The sequence below is a fragment of the Pseudarthrobacter sp. MOO14 genome (assembly GCF_058267675.1).
The window spans coordinates 3655556-3672416 of sequence record NZ_CM177849.1; the positions used below are offsets into that span (position 1 = coordinate 3655556).

12 protein-coding genes are annotated in these 16861 nt (G+C 65.2%); 4 read left to right on the plus strand and 8 right to left on the minus strand.

All coding sequences use genetic code 11. From position 1 onward, the window contains the following. Positions 1 to 155 precede the first annotated feature (155 nt). The 3 genes from AC4EEV_RS16935 to AC4EEV_RS16945 form a co-directional block, all read right to left on the minus strand. The gene (locus AC4EEV_RS16935) at positions 156 to 1226 is read right to left on the minus strand and encodes a Gfo/Idh/MocA family protein (protein WP_491329548.1); all 1071 of its coding nucleotides are present in this window, start codon (positions 1224 to 1226) and stop codon (positions 156 to 158) included. Positions 1227 to 1345: 119 nt separating this feature from the next. Then, the gene (locus AC4EEV_RS16940) at positions 1346 to 2053 is read right to left on the minus strand and encodes an ABC transporter ATP-binding protein (RefSeq protein WP_018761956.1); all 708 of its coding nucleotides are present in this window, start codon (positions 2051 to 2053) and stop codon (positions 1346 to 1348) included. A gap of 2 nt (positions 2054 to 2055) precedes the next feature. Then, positions 2056 to 3489 carry an ABC transporter permease gene (locus tag AC4EEV_RS16945; protein WP_491329549.1) on the minus strand — a complete coding sequence of 478 codons (1434 nt, stop codon included), beginning with the start codon at positions 3487 to 3489 and terminating at the stop codon, positions 2056 to 2058. 352 nt (positions 3490 to 3841) lie between these two features. Between AC4EEV_RS16945 and AC4EEV_RS16950 the strand changes: the two genes are divergently transcribed. Beyond that, complete coding sequence (locus AC4EEV_RS16950; protein WP_491329550.1) at positions 3842 to 5227, plus strand: pectate lyase family protein; 1386 nt, start codon at positions 3842 to 3844, stop codon at positions 5225 to 5227. Positions 5228 to 5305: 78 nt separating this feature from the next. Here AC4EEV_RS16950 and AC4EEV_RS16955 read toward each other — a convergent pair whose 3' ends face one another. The 4 genes from AC4EEV_RS16955 to AC4EEV_RS16970 all read right to left on the minus strand — a co-directional run bounded on the left by AC4EEV_RS16955 (position 5306) and on the right by AC4EEV_RS16970 (position 10660). Continuing rightward, positions 5306 to 6400: a substrate-binding domain-containing protein gene (locus AC4EEV_RS16955; RefSeq protein WP_043424015.1), complete on the minus strand. Its 1095-nt coding sequence runs from the start codon at positions 6398 to 6400 to the stop codon at positions 5306 to 5308. Between the two features lie 49 nt (positions 6401 to 6449). Further along, the gene (gene mmsB / locus AC4EEV_RS16960; RefSeq protein WP_018761952.1) at positions 6450 to 7733 is read right to left on the minus strand and encodes a multiple monosaccharide ABC transporter permease; all 1284 of its coding nucleotides are present in this window, start codon (positions 7731 to 7733) and stop codon (positions 6450 to 6452) included. A 45-nt stretch (positions 7734 to 7778) separates the two neighbouring features. Continuing rightward, a complete protein-coding gene (gene mmsA / locus AC4EEV_RS16965) occupies positions 7779 to 9338 on the minus strand; it encodes a multiple monosaccharide ABC transporter ATP-binding protein (RefSeq protein ID WP_018761951.1) in 1560 nt (519 codons plus the stop codon). A 131-nt stretch (positions 9339 to 9469) separates the two neighbouring features. Beyond that, complete coding sequence (locus AC4EEV_RS16970) at positions 9470 to 10660, minus strand: ROK family transcriptional regulator (RefSeq protein ID WP_018761950.1); 1191 nt, start codon at positions 10658 to 10660, stop codon at positions 9470 to 9472. A 237-nt stretch (positions 10661 to 10897) separates the two neighbouring features. On the opposite strand from AC4EEV_RS16970, the gene AC4EEV_RS16975 reads away from it, so the two are divergent. Continuing rightward, positions 10898 to 11806 carry a nitrilase-related carbon-nitrogen hydrolase gene (locus tag AC4EEV_RS16975; RefSeq protein WP_491329551.1) on the plus strand — a complete coding sequence of 303 codons (909 nt, stop codon included), beginning with the start codon at positions 10898 to 10900 and terminating at the stop codon, positions 11804 to 11806. Here the strand turns inward: AC4EEV_RS16975 and AC4EEV_RS16980 are convergent. Continuing rightward, a complete protein-coding gene (locus AC4EEV_RS16980; RefSeq protein ID WP_491329552.1) occupies positions 11803 to 13416 on the minus strand; it encodes a PucR family transcriptional regulator in 1614 nt (537 codons plus the stop codon). The two genes, AC4EEV_RS16975 and AC4EEV_RS16980, sit on opposite strands and share 4 nt — an antisense overlap. A gap of 172 nt (positions 13417 to 13588) precedes the next feature. Here AC4EEV_RS16980 and AC4EEV_RS16985 point away from each other — a divergent pair, with 172 nt between their 5' ends. Further along, positions 13589 to 15115 carry an amino acid permease gene (locus tag AC4EEV_RS16985; protein WP_491329553.1) on the plus strand — a complete coding sequence of 509 codons (1527 nt, stop codon included), beginning with the start codon at positions 13589 to 13591 and terminating at the stop codon, positions 15113 to 15115. Further along, positions 15112 to 16845 (plus strand): flavin monoamine oxidase family protein, encoded by a 1734-nt coding sequence (locus AC4EEV_RS16990; protein ID WP_491329554.1) that lies wholly within the window; start codon positions 15112 to 15114, stop codon positions 16843 to 16845. Before AC4EEV_RS16985 ends, AC4EEV_RS16990 begins: the two co-directional genes overlap by 4 nt. The last annotated feature ends 16 nt before the right edge of the window (positions 16846 to 16861 follow it).

Below are 16861 nucleotides of genomic sequence, written 5' to 3' on the forward strand. Positions count from 1 at the left end.
AGCGCAGGGCGCAGGGCACACCATGGCGAACTCCTTCGAGCCATGCGTACCACCCCCCAGTGACCGGCGCAATCGATGCTGCCTACAGGGTAGGACCGGGCATTCCGGGAAGTCTAGGGGTTGGCGCAAACAATCTGGGAACTCCGCCCCAAGCCCTAGCGGTTGTCGTTCGGGTAGGTGACGCCCAGCTGCGCGCGAACACCGTCGAACAGCCGCATCGTGTTCAGTGAATCCTCCAGCGGCATCACCGGGCTCTCCGTGATCCCCTGTTGGACGCACCTCATCACCTCGCGCAGCTCGTAGGTGTAGCCCTTTCCGACGACGTCGAACGTTTCCGTCCGGCGGTTCTCCCACCCGTTGGCGATGATGAGTTCGCGCGGACTGTTGATCGACCCAACGCTCTGCAGGAACCCCAGGCTTCCGGCAACGGTGGCGGTACGGGGCCCATGCGCCAGCAGCGATGAGGTGAGCTGGACCTGGGCCGCGTGGCTGTAGCCGAGGGTCATCGCGTTCTGGGCGTCCACGCCGTCGTCGTTCACGAATCCGGTGGCGCTCACGGTCTGCGGAAAACCGAGGGTCCCCAAGGCCCAGAGAAGCGGATAAACCGACAGATCCAGCAGCGCACCCCCGCCGTCTTCGCGCGCCCAGAGCCGGGCGGTGGGGGAGTACGGTGCAGGAAAGCCGAGGTCGGCGCTGATCCAGTGGATGTCGCCCAGTTCACCCGATGCGGCAATTTCGAAAGCCCGCTGCATTGACGGCAGGAACCGGCTCCAGACCGCCTCCATCAGGAAGAGCTTGTGTTTGCGGGCGACGTCGATGAGTTCGGCCGCTTCCCGGGCGTTGATGGTGAAGGCTTTTTCGCACAGCACGTGCTTGCCGGCGTTGAGGGCGGCGAGGACAATCTCGTGGTGCTGCGCATGCGGCGTTGCGACGTAGACGATGTCCACGGCGTCATCGGCGAGGAGCCGTTGGTAGCCGGGCACGCCGTCGTCGTCCCCGTAGGCTTTCTCAAAGTCGTAGGCGACAGCAAACGCGTCCGCAGAGTCCTGGGCCCGGGAACTGACCGCGTACAGCCTGGCGTCCTGAAGCAACGCAAGATCTTGTGAGACGGCGCGGGCAATGCTGCCTGTTGCGATGATTCCCCAGCGCAGGGGCGTTCCGGTGGCGGAGCGGGGGTCCTGGTCAGGCTGGCCGGTCAGCCATGGCGTGGCGATGGGAGCAGTCATAACTGCCATCCTGTCACAGCGCGCTGCGGGGTGGGGGAGTGCGCCGCCACGGGGGAGGACGGCACCAGCACAACGGGCCCAAGGCGGGGCGCGGTGCCCCGCCTCGAGCCCCGGACGCCTCAGGCAGAAGCGGCGACGGCGGCCCGGCCGCGGACGGGTTCCTCCGTCAACTTGCCCTGCTGGAGCCGGAAACGGCGGTCGGTCTTGTTGGCCAAGGCGCGGTCGTGCGTGACCACCAGGATGGTGGTGTTGTGGTCCCGGCTCAGCGAACTGAGGAGCTCGATGATGTGGTCGCCGGTTTGCTCGTCCAGGTTCCCGGTGGGCTCGTCGGCCAGGATGAGCTTGGGTTCGTTGGCCAGTGCCCGGGCAATGGCCACGCGCTGCTGCTCGCCACCGGAGAGCCGGTTGATGCGCCGCTCATGCTTGGAAGGGTCCAGCTGGACCTGCTCCAGCAACTCCTTTGCCCGCTGCAGCCGGGCTGCCTTGCGCATGCCGGCGAACTCCATGGGCAGCATGACGTTGTCCACTGCCGATAAGTTGGGGATCAGATTGAACTGCTGGAAAACGAAACCGATATCGCGCCGGCGGTACTCGGTCAGCTTTGCGTCGGGCATCCTGGCGAGGCTGACCCCGTTGACCAGCACGTCACCGCTGGTGGGCTTGTCAAGCGCGCCCAGGAGGGACAAGAGGGTGCTCTTGCCACTGCCGCTCTTGCCAACAATCGAGGCAAGGGTTCCTTGCTCCAAGGCGAAGCTGACATCGTTGACCGGCTTGATGGTGCGGTCACCGGAGTTGAAAGTACGGATCAGGTTCTTGACTTCAATCATGGCTATTCTCCTCGCAGGACTTCGACGGGACGGATACGCGCCGTGAGCAGCGCGGGAACCAGGGCGCCGACGATGGCGACGCCGAAGACGGCCGCAATGCCACCGGCGATGACTCCCGGCGATGCGCTCGCGGTCACGGAGTTCAACAGCTGGGAGGCGCCACCCAGGGGACCGCCCTGGCCACCGGGGAAGCCACCGGCCCCGCCCGGGAATCCGCGGCCGGTGGTTGTGGCCGCCGTCGTGGTGGTGTTGCTGCTGATCAGGGCAGAGGCAATGCCGCCGCTGGCGAATGATGCGATGCCGGCTCCCACCGCGCTGCCCAGTGCGGCGAGGACCAGTGCTTCCAGCACGAACTGCAGTCCGATGGTGCGGTTGGGTGCCCCGATAGCCTTCAGTACGCCGATCTCGCGGCGGCGCTCGCGGACCAGCATGACCATAATGAGCAGGATGATCAGGCCTGCCGTGCCAAGGGCGGCGATGAACGCGATCAAGGAAATGTTCTTGACGCTGTCCAGGGAGCTGACCGCCGTCTGCAGGTTCTGGCCTTGGGTGACGTCAGCCTTGTCGGTGCCGAGAGCCGATTGCAGCGCTGTCTTGGTGGAGGCCACATTGTCCATCGAGTTGACCGTGACAATCATGCTGGACAGCTCATTTTGCGTCCCGGCCAAGGTCTGGGCAGTAGGCAGTGTCACGTATACGGCGTTGTTGCCGAACGCGGTGCCTGCATCGAACAGTCCCGCCACTGTGTAGGCCTGGTCATTGATGGTGAAGGTGGAACCGATCGTGAGGTTGTTCTTCTCAGCCAGTGTGGTGCCGAGCAGCGCGCTGGTCGAAGCGGTTGAGTAGTCTCCGAGTCCGGAGCCCTGCGTGATGTTCAAGGCTTTGCCCGTGGTGTCCACCTCTGCGCCGATCCCCGTGGCAGTGATGGGCAGGGACCTGACGGCCTGGGTGCCCCCGGTGGAACCGGTGGTTCCGTTGGCCTGCTGGTTGCGGTTTCCCAGAGTGCCGGCGTCCACCGCCGCAGTCAGGCTGGTGGTCAGGGTCGCTGCCGACTGGCCGCCGGGGCCGCCCTGGCCCCCGGGACCAGTCTGCCCGGTCTGCCCCGCTGCTGCTTGCGCTGCGGCTTCAGTGGCGTTGCGGAGGCGGAGCGATGAGGTCCCGACGACGGCACTGACGTTGGGCACGGCAGCGGCGGCAGCTGCCTGGTCGGCGGTGAGCGGCTCTCCGCCGCCTTCGAAGCCTTGCCCACCGGCGGGGTTTACGGTCAGCACCGTGCCCACGGAGGCGTTGAGCTCCTGCTCTTTCGCTCCGACCGCTTGGTTGGCCACCAGCATGGCCAGGGCCAGTCCAATGGCGACGGCCAGCACCGCGACAACAGCTGCGGTGCGGACCTTGTTTCTGAAGGCATTGCCTACGCTTCGGGCAAGGACGCTCACGTTACTCCTAGGACTCAGGTGCCGGCGCTGAGGGCCGGCTTCGCATCAACACTCGCCGGGCATGCTGTGCGGGAATCCGGCCACACCTGTGTTTGCGCTGTGAAGCGCTATTGACAGCTTTGTCACAGAAGTACTAAATATTAAGAGTCTCCTCAGAAAGCGTTTTCTGACTCGAGTCGTAACCCATCCGATGCACCACGTACCAAGGCATGTGGTTCTATTTGGCATGCCGGAAACCAGGCCAATGACGTCCCTGAAAATGCTTCGACCCTTCCCCTTAGCGCAGCGGTGTCTGCCGCGTGTCGCTGCGTTCTCCACTTCCGTCCTCTGCGCGCTGGCCGTCGGAATTACTGTGGCAGCTCCCGCCCCGGCCACCCCGGCGCCAGCTGGCGGCGGCATCATCCGTGCTGATGATGCGGCACCCACTGGCTGGGCCGCCGTCGGAAGCGGTACCAATGGCGGCGCCGGCGCACCTGCCGCAAACACCTATGAGGTGAGCACACTTGCCGGGCTGAAGGCTGCGCTGGCCAACCATGGTGAGCCCACGGCGCCGAAGGTGGTTTATGTCAGCGGCACCATCGACGGCAACCAGGCACCGGACGGCCGCATCCTCGGGGAACAGGATTACGCGCCCGGATACGACATCACCAAGTACATGTCCTGCTTCGGGCCGGAGGGCAAGGAGTGGAGCGACCAGGCCTTCGATTACTGCAAAAAGCAGCGCCAACTGCGCCAGACGGGCAGCAACAACATGAAGCGGCAGATCGAGGTCAGCATCCCCAGCAACACCACCCTCGTTGGGGTGGATGGCGGCGCTGGCTTCGTGGGTGCCAACATCGTGATCCTTAGCGCCTCGAACGTGGTCATTCGAAACCTCAGCATTGAAGCGCCCGTGGACTTCTTCACCACATGGTCTCCCGACGACGGCGACGGAGCCTGGAACGCGCGCTTTGATGCTGTCTCTTCAGTGACGTCCAACCACGTGTGGATAGATCACGTCCACCTGTCCGACGGCAGGTTCCCCGACAGCGAGGCGCCGATGGGCTTCCGGAACAAGCCTGCCAACCGGCACGATGGACTGCTGGACCTTAAGGACGGCACCGATTTCGTCACCGTTTCGAACAGCAGCTTGTCCGACCACGACAAGACCATGCTCCTGGGATCGGGTGATGAGCACGTGGACAAGGACGGCGGGAAGCTTCGTGTCACATATATCGGAAACCTCTTCGAGAACATCCAGCAGCGCGGACCGCGCGTACGCTTCGGCGAGGTCCATGTGGTGAACAACTACTTCGTTGGCAGCACGGATGATCCCGAGTACCCCATGATCAGCGAAGGGCAGGGCGGCCACAGCTACTTCCTCGGCGCCGGATATGAATCACGAATCTTTTCAGAGCGAAACGCATTCGAATACACCGGTCCCGGGGCTGACCAGAGCGTCATGGTCAGCAGCTACAACGGCAACCGCTTCAGCGATACCGGGTCCTGGTTCAACGGGGCCGAAGCAGACCTGAATGCCATAGCCCGTGCCTCCTTCGACCAACATCGTGCGCAAGCCCTTGCCGAAGCAGAAGAGACCGGAACTATTGCCCCGGACTGGACCGGTTGGCACTTCACCACGGATGTGGGCTGGAACCCCGCCGACGCCTACGCCTACAAGGCGTTTACCACCCCTGCGGCCGTGAAGAACCACGCGCTGCAGTTCACCGGTCCGGGAGTGCTTCGGGTCCAGCGCTAGGCAGACGCAGGAAAGCCCGGCCCCACGAAGGGACCGGGCTTTCCTGCAGCCGGTTTTACGCCGGCTGTTGCACGGGTGCTACTTGGTGATCGGGCCGAGTACGGGGTCGTCCGTGTAGGCCGTCTTCACGTTGGCGGAGGTCACGATGACCGGCTCCAGCAGGTAGGCGGGTACAACCTTGTTGCCGTTGTTGTAGGACTTGTCGTCGTTGACCTCAGGCTTCTTGCCGGCCTGCAGGTCCTTGACCATGGTGATTGCGTGCTCAACGAGCTTGCGGGTGTCCTTGTTGATGGTGGAGTACTGCTCGCCGGCGAGGATGGACTTGACCGACTCAACCTCGGAGTCCTGGCCGGTGACCACCGGGATCGGCTTGCCTGCGGCCTTGACGGAGGTCAGGATCGCGCGGGCCAGGGTGTCGTTGGGGGACAGAACGCCGTCAACGTTGGCGCTGCTGTAGCTGCCGCTGAGCAGGGTGTCCATGCGGCGTTGGGCGTTCTCAGCCTTCCAGCCCTGGGTCACGGCCTGCTCGAAGCTGGCCTGTCCGGAGACAACCTTGAGGGTGCCGTCGTCGATCTTGGGCTTCAGGACGCTCATGGCGCCGTCGAAGAACACCTTGGCGTTGGCATCGTCCGGTGAACCCGCGAACAGTTCGATGTTGTAGGGACCGGACGGCTTCTTGGCCTTGAGGCCGTCCAGCAGGGCCTGGCCCTGGAGAACGCCGACCTTGAAGTTGTCATACGCCACGTAGTAGTCCACGTTGGCGGTGTTCAGCAGGAGGCGGTCGTAGGCGATGATGGTGGCGCCTGCGTCCTTTGCCTGCTTGAGCTGGGTACCCAGCTGGGAGCCGTCGATGGCGCCCACGATGATGACCTTGGCACCCTTGGTGACCATGGCGCTGATCTGGTTCTGCTGCTCGGAAACGCCGCCGTTGGCGAACTGGACGTCAGCCTTGAACCCTGCGCCGTTCAGGCCGTCGTTGAACAGCTTCTCGGCCAGGACCCAGTTCTCACTGGTCTTCTGCGGAAGCGCGACGCCGATGGAGGAGTTCTGGTCGAATCCCGCGGCACCGCTGCTGGAACCACCGGAGGGTTCCGAGCGTCCACAGCCCGTCAGCGCCAGTGCTGCGATGGCAGCAACCGCTGCGGCCTTCCCTGCTTTACCAAACATTCGCATTGTTGGTTCTCTTTCTTTGTGTGATGGAACAGTATTCAGGCTGCAAACTTCAGGCTTCCCTGGCGATCGCTTCCTTGGTGGAGGTTGTTTCGTCAGGCTGGATGGGGCCGCTGGGGCCGGCGGTGTTGCGGTTCATGTTCCGGGTCAGCATGCCGATGATGGACCGCTTGCCCTGGGACTTGTTGTAGACGTCGAAGGCGACGGCGATCAGGAGGACCAGGCCCTTGATGATCTGGGTGAGGTCGGCGCCGACGCCCAGGAGCTGCAGGCCGTTGTTGAGCACGGCCATGACCAGGCCACCGATGATGGAGCCGACCACGGTGCCCACGCCGCCTGTCACTGCCGCGCCGCCGATGAAGACAGCGGCGATGGCGTCCAGTTCCCAGCCGACGCCGTCAAAGGGGCCGGACGCGGTGGAGCGGCCCACGAAGATCATGCCGGCCAGCCCGGCCAGGATGGACATGTTCATCATGACCAGGAAGTTGACCTTCTTGGACTGGACGCCGGACAGTTCGGCTGCGTGGCGGTTGCCACCGACAGCGTAGACGTGGCGGCCAACGACGGTGCGCGAGGAGATGAAGCCGTAGATCAGGACCAGGACGGCCAGGATCAGGCCGGGGATGGGGAAGGACGTGCCGGGCCGGCCCGTGGCGAACAGGTACGTGGCGTAAAGGATGGCGGCGCAGATCAGCACCAGCTTCACCACGGTCACCCACATTTCGGGGACGCCGGCGCCCAGCGCCTTGGCCCGTGCCCGGGCCCGGAGTTCGCCTACGACGACGAAGACCGCAACGGCGATGCCCATCAGGAGTGTCAGGTTGTTGAACCCGGTGTCCGGTCCTACCTCGGGGAGGTAGCCGGAGCCGAGGTACTGGAAGTCTTCCGGGACGGGAATGGTGTTGGACTTGCCTACGAACTGGTTGAAGCCGCGGAACAGGAGCATGCCGGCCAGGGTGACGATGAAGGCCGGAATGCCCACATACGCTGTCCACAGGCCTTGCCAGGCCCCGATCAGGGCTCCGAGCAGCAGGCCCAGGAGAACGCCCGCATACCAGGGGATTCCCCAGTCGCGGATGGCCAGGGCGACGCTGACCCCGACAAACGCCGCGACCGAACCGACGGAAAGATCGATGTGGCCGGCGATAATCACCAGGACCATGCCGATCGCCAGGATCAGGATGTAGGAGTTGCCGTTGAAGAGGTTGATGACGTTGCCGGGTGTGAGGGTGCGGCCGTCGGTGAAGATCTGGAAGAAAATGATCAGCGCAACCAGGGCGAAGATCATGCCGAATTGGCGGGTGTTGCCGCCAAACAGCTTTTTGAGGGCGTTCATGGTGTCAGTCCTTGTGTCCGGAAGGTTCTGGGGATTGCCAGAAGGTCAGGCGGCTTTTCGGGTAGCGGAGGTCATCAGTTTCATCAGGCTTTCCTGGCTGGCCTCGTCTTTGGTCAGGACACCGGTGATGGCGCCTTCGAAGATGGTGTAGATGCGGTCGGACAGGCCCAGGAGCTCGGGCAGCTCCGAGGAAATAACGATGACGCCCTTGCCCTGGTTGGCGAGCTGCTGGATGATGCCGTAGATCTCATACTTGGCGCCGACGTCGATGCCGCGCGTCGGCTCGTCGAGGATCAGCAGGTCGGGGTCCGTGAACATCCACTTGGCGAGGACCACCTTCTGCTGGTTGCCGCCGGAGAGCTTGGCGACACCTTCCTCGACAGAGGGCGTCTTGGTCCGCAGCGACTTGCGGTACTGCTCCGCAACCGTGAATTCCTGGTTGGCGTCCACCACGAAGTTGTGGCTGATCTTGCGCAGGTTGGCCGCCACGGTGGTCGTCTTGATGTCATCCAGGAGGTTCAGGCCCAGCGACTTGCGGTCCTCGGTGACGTAGCCCAGTCCGGCGTCGATGGCCTGCCGGACGTTCTTGAGGACGACTTCCTTGCCATCCTTGTAGATGTGGCCGTCGATGAAGCGGCCGTAGGACCGGCCGAAGACCGAGCGGGCCAGTTCCGTGCGCCCGGCACCCATGAGCCCGGCGAAACCGACGATTTCGCCACGGCGGACAAAAAAGTTCGAGCCCTTGCAGACCAGGCGGTCCTGGATGGCCGGGTGGCCAACAGTCCAGTCCTTGACCTCGAAGAACACCTCGCCGATCTTGGGTGTGTGGTCCGGGAACCGGGATTCCAGTGTCCGGCCCACCATGCCCTTGATGATCCGGTCCTCGTCCACGCCGTCCTTCTTGACGTCCAGCGTCTCGATTGACTTGCCGTCGCGGATGATGGTGATCGAATCGGCCACCTGCTCAATCTCGTTGAGCTTGTGCGAAATGATGATCGAGGTGATGCCCTTCGCCTTCAGGCCCAGCATCAAATCCAGCAGATGCTGGGAGTCGGATTCGTTAAGGGCTGCAGTGGGCTCGTCCAGGATCAGGATCTTCACGGACTTGTTCAGCGCCTTGGCGATTTCCACCAGTTGCTGCTTGCCGACGCCGATTTCCTTGATGGGGGTGTCCGGGTCATCCCGGAGGCCTACCCGCGCCAGCAGGTCCAGGGACCGCAGCCGGGCCTCGGCCCAGTCGATGACGCCCCGCTTGGTGGGTTCGTTGCCCAGGAAGATGTTCTCCATGATGGACAGCTCGGGGATCAGCGCCAGTTCCTGGTGGATGATGACGATTCCGGCATGCTCGCTGGCCCTGATGTCCTTGAACTGCTGGACCTGGCCCTGGTACACGATGTCACCGTCGTAGCTGCCGTAGGGGTAGACGCCCGAGAGGACCTTCATGAGGGTGGACTTGCCGGCGCCGTTTTCGCCGCAGATGGCGTGGATTTCGCCGGCCCTGACCCGGAGGCTCACGTTCGACAAGGCTTTAACGCCGGGGAATTCCTTGGTGATGGACCGCATCTCAAGGATGATCGGATCCGTATGCGTGGTCTGGGACGTCATGAGCCCTAACCCTCCAATGCAATGACTTCTTTGTCCGGCCGGCAAAGCGCAGGGCCGTCTGAACCAAAAGTAAACTGGATCACAGCTGTTGTCGTCAAGTCTTTAACGCAATTGCCGGATAACGAAATGGTCTACGAGCGTCGGATACCTGCATGCTGGAACACCAAAGCCGCCGCCCCCAGGGCCTCGGCGCGGTCGCCCAGCGAGGACATGGCCAAGGTGGTTGTTTCGCCGATCACCGGCACGGCGTGCCGGATCAGCCCCCTGCGGATAGGGTCCAGCAGGATGTCGCCCAGGCCTGCCAGCGGCCCGCCCACCACGATGACTTCGGGGTTGATCAGATTGGCCACGTTGCCCAGGGCACGCCCCACCGCCAGGCCTGCGTCGTCCACCACGCGGAGGGTTGCCGAGTCCCGGTTTAAGGCTTTCCTGACGATGTCGGCGGGCGTCAACGGCCGGTCCTCGCCGCGGCTCAGGAGCTCGATCATGGTGGTGGTGGACGCGATGGTTTCCAGGCATCCGCGGTTCCCGCACCGGCACACCAGCCCTTGCTCGTGGATGGTGGCATGGCCGATTTCGCCGGTGATTCCCACGTTGCCGTAGTACGGCGCTCCGTTGAGGATCAGGCCGGCGCCGATACCGGAACCGATCTTCAGGAACAGCAGGTTGCTGACCCCCGAATGCTGCCCCCAGGTCACTTCTGACCATGCGCCCAGATTCGCGTCATTGTCCACAAACACGGGGATTCTCAAGGTTTCCTCAAGATGCTGGAGGATGTTGATGCCCACCCATTCGGGAAGGATTGCCCCCTGCGCGACGGTGCCGGTCCGCCGGTCGATCGGGCCTGGAATTCCGACGCCGGCGCCCACCATGTAGCTCCGTTCCACCCCGCTTTCCCGGAGCAGTTTCTCCAGCAGCACCACCGCCGCCTGGATGCCGTCGTCCGCCTGGTGGCCCAGCGGAAGCATCACCGACTCTTCTGCAATGACGTGGTAGCTGAGGGAGGCCAAGACCACCCGCAGGTGCCGGCGGCCGAAGTCGATGCCGACCGCAACGGCGCCATTGCTGTTGAGCCGCACGTTCAATGCCCGGCGGCCGGAACTGGTAATCGGTTCGGTGGAGGCCAAGCCGGAGTCCAGCATGATTTTGACGATGTTCGAGACGGTGGCAGTGGAAAGCCCCGTCTGCCGGGCGAGCTCCGCCTGCGTGGACGGACCCCCCATAAGGGCCTCAATGATCCGCTGCTGGTTCAGCTGCCGCAGGGCTGACTGCGAGCCGGGATTCTTGGGCTTGCTCCTCGTTGAGCGCGTGGTTGCGGACATGCTAAGAAGATTGCCCTATCGTTCCTCTTGTAGTCAAGAAGTTAACGCATAACGTCGGACGGGTGTCCGGTAAACGCGTCTGACCTCTGTTGCGAGCCGGCCGTGGGCATTCCGTCCCGCGGCAGGGGGCGGACGGGTCCAAACGACCCGTCTCCTTCCCTGCGGCGCTGGCTAGGCTGGAGGCAGTCAACAGTCCGGCCTGTCCAGTCACCACGGACAGGCATACAGAAGGTGGTAATGATGCTGCTGTCCGTCCTGCAGGCGAACGCCGCGGTCCTGGACGTTGAGGCGAATCTCCGGACCATTGACGAGGCTGCCAACCGGGCCGCCCGCGCCGGCGCCGGCCTGCTCCTGACGCCGGAGCTGTTTCCGGTGGGCTACGCCCCACTGCGGCTGCGCAGCGAACTGGACCCGGCAATCCTTCCCGCACTCCGCGAAAGCCTCGCAGGGATTGCCCGCCGCAACGGGATTGGCCTCGCTTACAGCCTCCCGGCCGAAGCCGCCGGTGGCGCAGGTGACGGCGCTGCCGCCGCCCAAAAGGGGAACGGCTCCCGGGACATGGACCGCGCGGGCGGTCCCGGCTGGCACATTTCCGCGTCCCTGGTGGACGCCGCCGGCGCGGAACTTCTTCGGTACGCCAAGGTGCACCTCTTTGGCGACGAGGAACGCAAGGCATTCGTTGCGGCCAGCGAGCCGCCCGCCGTCGTCGACTTCCTCGGCATCCGCACCTCATTGCTGATCTGTTACGACATCGAATTCCCCGAAGCCGCGAGGGCCGCAGCCGCGCGCGGCGCGGAACTGCTGCTGGTGCCCACCGCCTTGTCCGCGGGCTATGGGGCGGTGCCCCAGGTCCTTGTCCGCGCCCGTGCGCTGGAAAGCCAGCTCAACGTGGCCTATGCCAACCACTGTGGCGCCGAGGATTCCTATACGTTCGGCGGGGGAAGCGTGGTGGCGGGGCCGGATGGCGGCGTGCTGGCTGCGGCGGGCACTGCTCCGGAACTGCTGTTCGCCACCGTGGGCACGGAGGCTGTCCGCGCCGCCAGGAACGACGTGCCCTACCTGAGGGAGCGCCGGCCGGAGCTGTACCGCGCGTGGGAGGCCGGGCTTGCGTCCGGCCCGGCCCGGTCCGCGGATCACCTGGCCTAGCTGCCCGCCGTCGGGCCGGTCAATGCGTCCGCGTACTGCAGTGCAATCCACAGCTCTGCCCGCACCTGCGCCTGGTTCAAGTCCATCCCGAGGAGGTCTGCAAGGACCCCGACCTGGCGCCGCACGCTGTTGCGGTGAAGTCCCAGCAGCTTGGCGGAGCCGTCCCAGCTGCCGTTCTCGGTAAGCCAGCCGCGAAGCACCGCCAGCAGCGGATCGCGCCGGTCCGGTTCCAGGGACAGCACCGGATGAAGGAGCCGTTCCGCCAGCATGGTCCCTGCTTCGCGGCCCAGCAGCCCGGCCACCGACCATTGAACCTCGTCGGCGCGGACGCTTTGCCCGCTCCTCTGCACGCGGCTCCGCAGGGAACCCGCATCCTGATATGCGGCGGCAAGGCCGGTGAGTTCGGTGGGTTCGCCAACCACCAGGCGCCACCCGAGCTTTTCGACCTCGGCGAGCAGGGAGTCGTCCACCTTCAACCGGGTCACTGCAGCGAATCCGTAATCGGTGATTTCCACCAGCTTGGTATCGAACAGGCGCCGCCACTGGAGGAGCTCCCGGACCGGGCTGTCCCCGGCGGGCCACTCCGGTGCGTCCATCTTGATGCCCTGCACCACGCGCATGGCCGCGGACCGGGTGGAGGACAGGCTCTGCGCCATCAGGTCCCTGAGTGCGTTCAGGTGCCTGGCGCTCCCGCTGGTGAGGCTTTCGGGGTGCAGAAGCACAGCCGTAGCCAGCTGGCTGGGTGCCAGCGAACCGCTGGTTCGCTGCCGGACCAACAGTTCGAGGAGTCCGACGGCGGTCTGGACCACATTGTTCTGCGCCGGCGTCAACGGTGCGTCTGAACCCAGGACCAGTGCCCCCAGGTTCGCGTCCTTGGTGCTGCGCAGCGGATGGCCAACCACCAAGGCCGAGCCCGGCAGGTCAAACCCGTCCATCTCCACCCGGGGGCCGCTGCCGGAGAACAAGCGTTTGAGCATGGGTTCCAGCAGGGAAAGCTCGACGGCGGGGCTGCCGCCGCCGCTGGTGCCGCGGGCCCGGACCCGGCCGTCCGCTCCCACCATCACTGCCCAGACGGGCACGCGCTGCACCAGCGCCGCCAGCAGTTCGTGTTCCGGCCTGGGGGAGAGGACTGCGCGCATCAACTGCCGGTTGGTTTCCGCCAGTTGCCGGAAGACCCGCGCAGTATCGGACTCCAGCAGCTGGGAGAATTGGAGGCCGATGGCCGCGAACGGGAGCGATTCCGGTACTTCGAACAAGGTGAGGTTGTGGTGCCGGCACGCGTCGATGACCACGTCCGGGACGGCGTCGAAGTAGGGCCTGATTCCGAATCCCAAGGCCGCTACCTTGGCGTCTACCAACCGCCGGACATACGCGTCCACGCTGGCGGGCGCCCCGCCGCTGCCCAGGAAGGGAAGGCCGGCGGTCAGCAGGAACTCACCCTCGGGCAGGTAGGGCGTCGGATCCTCCAGCTCACTGGGTTCCACCCAGCGCAGCAGCCGGTCGCCGCTGCCGCCGTCGTGGAGCGTCTTCAACACCGGCGGCAGTTGGTCGAGGAACTGCTGGAGCGTGACGAAGCTCAGCCGGCCGGCTGCTGCGGGCTCAGTGGGCATGGCGGACCGACCCGGCGGAGCGGCCCGCCCGGGCCGCGGTTGACCCGTGGTGGCGGTGTGCAGATAGTCTCATGGTTGGCAACTATAGGTCATATTGCACCGCCTTGAGAGTTGGCTCACATGCCAACCTTGGGGAGGGGAAACCGAAAACTACTCTGAAGGGACGTCAACGGTGACTGTGCCTGTGACCACCGAAAAACCCATTGCGCCGGGTGCCTCCCGGCCGCGCCTGGCAGACCAGCTCCTGCGCCGCAAGCCAATCGGCCAGATGGTCAGCGAAGCCGGAAGCGGCGAGGGCGGCACTGCGCTGGTCCGCAGCTTCGGCGTCCTCCACCTCACCATGATCAGTGTTGGCGCCACGCTCGGGACCGGGATCCTGGTGATCCTTGGCGAGTCGGTGCCGCTGGCCGGGCCGGCCATCTGGATCTCGTTCGTCATTGCCGGCCTGGCCGCGCTCCTCTCGGCGGTGTCGTATGCCGAAATGGCCGGCCTGGTTCCGGTAGCGGGCTCCAGCTATTCCTACTCCTACGCCACCATGGGCGAGGGCATGGCGTGGATCTGCGGGTGGTGCCTTGTCCTTGAGTACGCCGTTTCCGTGGCCGCCGTAGCCGTAGGTGCCGGCCAGTACGTCAATGAAGCGCTGGCGGCGTTTGGGCAGGTGCTGCCGGATGCGATGTCCCAGCCTCCCGGCGACGGCGGACTGGTGAACATCCCGGCGATGGCCATCGTGGTCCTGGCCATGGTCCTGCTGGTCCGCGGCGCCCGGGAAAGCGCCTGGATCAATACGGCAGTGGTGATCATCAAGATCGGCATCCTGCTCTTCTTCTGCGCCGTTGCCTTTACCGCGTTCAATGCGGGCAATTTCGAACCGCTCCTGCCCATGGGCGCCGCCGGTGTTTCCGCAGCTGCCTCGCGGGTGTTCTTCTCCTACATCGGCTTCGACGCAGCCTCCACCGCCGGCGAAGAGGCCCGGAACCCCAAGCGCGACCTTCCCCGGGCCATCCTGCTCTCGATGGTGATCGTCACCAGCGTCTATGTCCTCGTGGCGGTTGCCGCCATCGGGGCCAGGCCCTGGGGCTGGTTCGACGGTACCGAGGCCGCCCTCGTCCAGATCCTGGAGGAGACCACCCACCAGCCGTGGATTGCGCTGGTCTTCTCCATCGGCGCCGTCCTGGCCATCGCCAGCATCGTCCTCACCGTGCTGTACGGCCAGACGCGCATCCTGCTCTCGATGTCCCGGGACGGCCTGGTGCCCAAGGTCTTCGGTCGCGTCTCCGCCCGGACCGGCACTCCTGCCGCCGGAACGCTCATCGTGGGAACCGCCGTCGCCCTGACCGCAGGGCTCGTGCCGCTCGGCGCGCTGGCGGACGCCACCAGCATCGGAACGCTGTTCGCCTTCGCCCTGGTCAACGTCGCCGTCATCTACCTGCGGCGCAACCGCCCGGACCTGGAGCGCAGTTTCCGGGTGCCCCTGTACCCGGTCACGCCCGTGCTGGGAACGCTCATGTGCGCCTACCTCATGGCGAACCTTGGTGCCGATACCTGGGTGGTTTTCGGCGCCTGGATGCTCGTAGGGATTGCCATTTACTTCGGCTACGGACGCCGAAACTCGAAGGTAGCGGCCCTGAGCGAGCTCGACTACCGTGAACTGACCGCCAAGGCCCCGCGCCAGGAACCTGTGAAAGCAGAACACTCATGACCACCGCCACCGAACTGCCGGCCCCTGATCCCTCCAGCACCTCAACCGGGCCGGACACAGCAACCGGGCAGGGCCCCGACGGCCGGGCGCCCATCACCATGCTGAACCCCGATTTCCCCTTCAGCTACGACCACTACCTGGCCCACCCGGACGGCATGGGCTCCGTCCCGCCGGAGCTCTACGGCACTGAAGTGGCCGTCATCGGAGCCGGGCTCTCCGGCCTGGTGACCGCCTACGAGCTGATGAAACTCGGCCTGCGCCCGGTGGTCTACGAGGCAGACCAGATCGGCGGCCGCCTCCGCACGGCAGCCTTCCCGGCAGCTCCCGGCGTGGTGGCGGACCTCGGCGGTATGCGGTTCCCGGTCTCGGGCAAGGCTTTCTACCACTACGTTGACCTGCTGGGCCTGGAAACCTGTGAGTTCCCCAACCCCCTGGCCGAGGCCACCTCCAGCACCGTGATCGAGCTGGCAGGTAAGAAGCACTACGCGGAAAAGCCGGCAGACCTCCCGCCTTTTTTCCGTGAGGTTGCGGACGCCTGGAAAGCGGCCGTCAACGACGGCGCCAAGTTCACCGAAATGCAGGACGCCATCCGCTCCCGCGACACGGCCCGGATCAAGGAACTGTGGAACGAACTGCTCCCGCTCATGGATGAGCAGACCTTCTACGGGTTCATCGCCGCGAGCGATTCGTTCAAGGAGGCAGGGTTCGCGCACCGCGAGGCTTTCGGCCAAGTGGGATTCGGCACGGGCGGCTGGGACACCGACTTCCCCAACTCCATCCTGGAGATCCTCCGCGTGGTCTACACCGACGCGGACGACCAGCACCGGTTCATCCGCGGAGGAGCGCAGCGGCTCCCCGAGGCACTCTGGCAGCACGCGCCGTCGGACCTGGTGCACTGGCCCGACGGCACCTCCCTTGCTTCGCTCCACTCCGGCTCCCCCCGCGGCGCTGTGGGGAAGATCAGCCGCGACCCGGACGGAAACCTGCGGATCCGGGAACGCTGGGGCCGCGAGGCCAGCTACCCGGCGGTGGTGAGCACGTGCCAGTCGTGGCTGCTGTCCACCCGCATCCACACCGAGGAAGCATTGTTCCCGGCTGAGCTGTGGACCGCCATGGAGCGCTCGCATTACATGCAGTCGTCCAAGACGTTCGTCATGGTGGACCGGCCGTTCTGGAAGGACATCGACCCGGACACCGGGCACGAGGTCCTGTCCATGACCTTGACGGACCGGCTGAACCGCGCCACGTACCTGCTGGACAACGGCCCGGACCAGCCCGCCGTCATCCTGCTGTCCTACACCTGGAACGACGACGCCCTGAAATGGCTTGCCCTGGACGCGGACGAACGCGTGGAGCTGATGCTGCACTCACTGGAACAGATCTACCCCGGCGTGGATATCGCCGGGCACATCGTGGGGCAGCCCATTACCGTGTCCTGGGAAGCCGACCCCAACTTCATGGGCGCCTTCAAAGCCAACCTGCCGGGGCACTACCGCTACCAGCAGCGGCTGTTCACGCACTTCAAGCAGGACGCGCTGCCCGAATCCCAGCGCGGCATCTTCCTGGCCGGCGACGACGTCTCTTTCACAGCCGGCTGGGCCGAAGGCGCCGTCACCACCGGGCTGAACGCCGTATGGGGCGTGGTGAAGCACCTGGGCGGGACATCCGCGCCCGGCAACCCCGGCCCGGGTGACCTGCTGGACGCAATGGGGCCAATCAGCCTGGACTAGCGCCGGCTCGGCGTCG

Excerpts from the sequence above, each read along its gene's own strand:
- AC4EEV_RS16955 (WP_043424015.1), bottom strand. The coding sequence starts at position 6,400 with ATGCGAATGTTTGGTAAAGCAGGGAAGGCCGCAGCGGTTGCTGCCATC.
- mmsB (WP_018761952.1), bottom strand. The coding sequence starts at position 7,733 with ATGAACGCCCTCAAAAAGCTGTTTGGCGGCAACACCCGCCAATTCGGC.
- AC4EEV_RS16935 (WP_491329548.1), bottom strand. The coding sequence starts at position 1,226 with ATGACTGCTCCCATCGCCACGCCATGGCTGACCGGCCAGCCTGACCAG.
- AC4EEV_RS16940 (WP_018761956.1), bottom strand. The coding sequence starts at position 2,053 with ATGATTGAAGTCAAGAACCTGATCCGTACTTTCAACTCCGGTGACCGC.
- AC4EEV_RS16980 (WP_491329552.1), bottom strand. The coding sequence starts at position 13,416 with ATGCCCACTGAGCCCGCAGCAGCCGGCCGGCTGAGCTTCGTCACGCTC.
- mmsA (WP_018761951.1), bottom strand. The coding sequence starts at position 9,338 with ATGACGTCCCAGACCACGCATACGGATCCGATCATCCTTGAGATGCGG.
- AC4EEV_RS16990 (WP_491329554.1), top strand. The coding sequence starts at position 15,112 with ATGACCACCGCCACCGAACTGCCGGCCCCTGATCCCTCCAGCACCTCA.
- AC4EEV_RS16975 (WP_491329551.1), top strand. The coding sequence starts at position 10,898 with ATGATGCTGCTGTCCGTCCTGCAGGCGAACGCCGCGGTCCTGGACGTT.
- AC4EEV_RS16970 (WP_018761950.1), bottom strand. The coding sequence starts at position 10,660 with ATGTCCGCAACCACGCGCTCAACGAGGAGCAAGCCCAAGAATCCCGGC.